The organism is Acinetobacter endophylla (assembly GCF_053543775.1).
In genome coordinates this window covers 1-3,739 of the sequence record NZ_JBLVOM010000082.1, presented here as the reverse complement: position 1 = coordinate 3,739, position 3,739 = coordinate 1, and the positions used below count along the sequence as shown (strand labels likewise).

5 protein-coding genes and 1 rRNA gene are annotated in these 3,739 nt (G+C 39.6%); 1 reads left to right on the top strand and 5 read right to left on the bottom strand.

What is annotated here, in order from left to right:
* From ACNPNW_RS05270 to ACNPNW_RS05250, 5 genes are all read right to left on the bottom strand, one after another.
* Positions 1-409 (bottom strand): 16S ribosomal RNA (locus tag ACNPNW_RS05270); the annotation flags it as partial.
* 534 nt (positions 410-943) lie between these two features.
* On the bottom strand, positions 944-1,219 hold the full coding sequence (locus ACNPNW_RS05265; RefSeq protein ID WP_420938272.1) for a hypothetical protein: 276 nt from the start codon (positions 1,217-1,219) through the stop codon (positions 944-946).
* Positions 1,220-1,698: 479 nt separating this feature from the next.
* Entirely contained in the window at positions 1,699-2,154 is a 456-nt protein-coding gene (locus ACNPNW_RS05260; RefSeq protein ID WP_448766644.1) for a DUF6136 family protein, read from the bottom strand.
* A 71-nt stretch (positions 2,155-2,225) separates the two neighbouring features.
* Positions 2,226-2,483, bottom strand: coding sequence for an AAA family ATPase (locus ACNPNW_RS05255; protein WP_527890966.1), 258 nt, complete (start codon positions 2,481-2,483; stop codon positions 2,226-2,228).
* A 3-nt stretch (positions 2,484-2,486) separates the two neighbouring features.
* The gene (locus ACNPNW_RS05250) at positions 2,487-2,864 is read right to left on the bottom strand and encodes an ABC transporter ATP-binding protein (RefSeq protein ID WP_448766643.1); all 378 of its coding nucleotides are present in this window, start codon (positions 2,862-2,864) and stop codon (positions 2,487-2,489) included.
* A 111-nt stretch (positions 2,865-2,975) separates the two neighbouring features.
* Here ACNPNW_RS05250 and ACNPNW_RS05245 point away from each other — a divergent pair.
* A protein-coding gene (locus tag ACNPNW_RS05245; RefSeq protein WP_448766392.1) for an IS5 family transposase occupies positions 2,976-3,727 on the top strand; the annotation gives its coding sequence in 2 pieces (ribosomal slippage) (positions 2,976-3,210 and positions 3,210-3,727; 753 coding nt in all).
* Positions 3,728-3,739: the final 12 nt, after the last annotated feature.

Below are 3,739 nucleotides of genomic sequence, written 5' to 3'. Positions count from 1 at the left end.
TTCTTCACACACGCGGCATGGCTGGATCAGGGTTCCCCCCATTGTCCAATATTCCCCACTGCTGCCTCCCGTAGGAGTCTGGGCCGTGTCTCAGTCCCAGTGTGGCGGATCATCCTCTCAGACCCGCTACAGATCGTCGCCTTGGTAGGCCTTTACCCCACCAACTAGCTAATCCGACTTAGGCTCATCTATTAGCGCAAGGCCCGAAGGTCCCCTGCTTTCTCCCGTAGGACGTATGCGGTATTAGCATCCCTTTCGAGATGTTGTCCCCCACTAATAGGCAGATTCCTAAGCATTACTCACCCGTCCGCCGCTAGGTCAAGTAGCAAGCTACTCTTCCCCGCTCGACTTGCATGTGTTAAGCCTGCCGCCAGCGTTCAATCTGAGCCATGATCAAACTCTTCAGTTTAATACTATGTAGTACCTTAAAGGGTACCAATCTTGGCTCATCAATTTTCTGACAAATATTTCTCAAATAAACTTCGAGTAATTTCTACCATCAATCAATGAAAATAATTTCGATCAATCAACCAGTAAAAATCCACACAAGTTGTTCTTCATAATCTCTTAATGATCTTCTTGCTGATTCGTCACCAGCAAGCTAGGTCGGCTATATTACTCTCTATCTCTAGAAAGTCAACCAGTCATGAACATTATTTTTAAACTTTCTTTCCAAAACCCAACTCAATCAATCTCAACTAAGTCACTGTTTTATCAGAAGTTTTAATCTTCATCACCGCCGATGGATGTGCATTCTACAGGATTCCCGACCCAATACAACCCCCTTTTTTAAATAATTCAGCAAAAACATTACGACTGTTTATTTATTCTACAAAAATCGCAATTTTCTTCATTTCTTGAGCATTAAAGGGACTGAATCCGTTTAAATCCATGCATGTTTTTTAATTTAAGAAATGTTTTTGATTAAAAGTTTTAATCTTTATTAAAACTTTAGACCTAAAATTAACCTTAAGGTAATACAACATAGGACAAACATGGATAACTTTGCTGCCGCATATACTTCCTCTGGTTTAGAGTTAATCAAAATATTTACACACAGCAAGATCAACCCTACAAATAGCAACAATACAGCATGCAACATGCTCACTTCATAGATCACCACACCCAAACCAGGAAGCAGAATAAAAAAGCTCAGCCCACATAAGGTCATGTATTGCGCTTGACTAATCTGGCACTGAGAAATGCCTTGCAATCGCATAAAGCGATGTTGCTGTAAAAATTTACTTTTCAGTTCAACCTACAACTTAGCCACCAAATACACAAGAATGGAAATCGTGAAACTAAGGAAAAATAGACTTTGCTCACCTCCTTTCCATCGACTCCACAAAAAATTCTCAAAAATCACGCTTGCACTTACCATGGGAATGATTACTACAGGCAATATTGCACATACGGCCAAAATTAAACGCTTGCCTAATTCAGCCGGCTGAAAGAGCTGCCTGAGATAGATCCGGATCAAATTTTTATATAGAGTGGATGCGTGATGTAAGCGCATTGAATTGAGCTGAATAGATAGATTGATTGGCTTCATCAACTGGTTTTGATACAAGGCTCTTAATGCAAATACAATAAATAAAATCGAGCTAAGTAAGGCCAGGAACTGTAATGTGGTCAGCGCCATTAGAACTAGACCAAGAAAAGAAAGCATGAAGAATAAAAATAAATTCTTTCGCTTCCTTAGACAGAGTAATTGCAACAATGTGACGGAAAAGCCCACAATGCAATCAAGAAAATATTTGGCAAGGTTGACCAACCTCTCCCGGGCTCCATGAACATATAAATATCAGCAACTACATAAGGCAGAAAAATTAAACTATTCAGCAGCAAAATCACCATGAGATCAGTGGCAATAACAATATGATGCCGTATTGGCAAGTGCTGCAAATAGCGATTTGCTTCACCTCCCATTAATGATTGTTTTTGCACCCCTACCCAATAGATCGACATAATCGTTAGAACAAACCAGATCGGAAGCGAATGTTGCCATAAATGCTCCTCAATCAATAAAAGAATAGGTTTTGCCATGGCGAGCAATATTGCAAACAACATAGGCCCAAACATTAGAACGATAATCAGCGTAATCTGCTTATTACGACTCAAGGCATCTGCTGCAACCCTCACATAATATTGCAAACGCTATCTCGCCAGACAGCGAATCATTGAGATATTTAAATATGGACGCGTAGCACGTGCCAATAAATCCACTAAACCCGGTATAGACCAAACTCAGCAATATCAATAAATGTTGTGCTCATTTGCTGTTGCATATTTAGATCATGACATGTCATCAATACCATTTTATTTCTGGAAGATTCATTTAGTTTTTCTTTTAAAATTTGCAGAGCTTTTACATCGACGCCATGACTCGGTTCATCCAGAATCAAGATCGGCACATCGGTCATTAATGCCGAAATTAAGCTAAATTTCTTTGCTGTACCAAACGACATAGCCTGAAACTGAATATTCTAAAATGAAGTTAAAGTAAAATCATCAATCAGCTCTGAATAACTATGTGGAGTCAAGTGACGCACAGAAGCAATAAAGTCTAAAGACTCACGTCCAGTGATAAAGGGATAAGCCATCGTATGATCAGGCACAAAGGCAAGCTGAGCAGCGATGTGTCTTTTTTGCCGCGATGAATAACCATTCACCCTAATCTCACCAGAACTCAAAGGTTCCATTCCGGCAATCATCGCCAACAAGGTTGACTTACCCGCCCCATTCACACCTACCAAGGTATACAAGCCGCAACCGAACAACTGATAATCCAGATTCTCAAACAATGTTTTATTTTTAAAATGCTTGGTGAGCTGAATGAATTGCAACAAAGGGATATCCGGCACTGAACGACCTCTTATTGTTTTAAATAAATGATTAGGGCGTGTCCTCATTTGAAGAATTGGTTTTAAATACTTAAAATCCTCCTTTGAGTTATTTTTATTTCTATATTTTCAATGGCACGTACTCTTCTTACCGATGATATCTGGCAGCAAATTCAAGATACTATGCGATTACACGGTTGTTACTGTTCAAAGAATAGTAGAAATATCATGGAAGCGATCTTATGGAAACTTCGTACAGGCGCCACATGGCGTGATATTCCCCAAGAATTTTGTCCTTGGCAAACTGCTTACAATCGTTTTAATCGTTGGGCAAGCAAGGGATTGTGGGATAAATTTTTTTTAGATTACGAGGCATCTTGGATCAGGAATGGGTATTCATTGACGCAAGCTACATACGCGTGCATCAACATGCAAGTGGAGCTCGGCATGGTTTCGAAAGAGCAATTGGACAATCACGCGGTGGACGAACAACAAAAATACATCTTGCAACCGACGCGAATGGATTACCGATTGATTTTAAAATCACTGAGGGTGACGTCCACGACAGTCAAGTTGCAAAACAACTGATTGATACGGTAGACGAGGCAACTTATCTCATTGCTGATAAGGGGTATGATGCTGAGCACATTAGAATATATGCCAAGAACAAGAATATGATTCCCATTATTCCATTGAGATCAAACAGTAAGAGATCGAATAAGGAGTTTGATAAATATCTATATAAATTAAGACATTTAGTTGAAAATGCATTTTCGAGATTAAAACATTTCCGTGCTATTGCAACTCGATTTGATAAACTGGCACGCAATTATAAATCTATGATCCGTATAGCCTGCATATTTATTTGGTGCAAAGCCAAATGAGGACACACCCTA

Excerpts from the sequence above, each read along its gene's own strand:
- ACNPNW_RS05265 (WP_420938272.1), bottom strand. The coding sequence starts at position 1,219 with ATGCGATTGCAAGGCATTTCTCAGTGCCAGATTAGTCAAGCGCAATAC.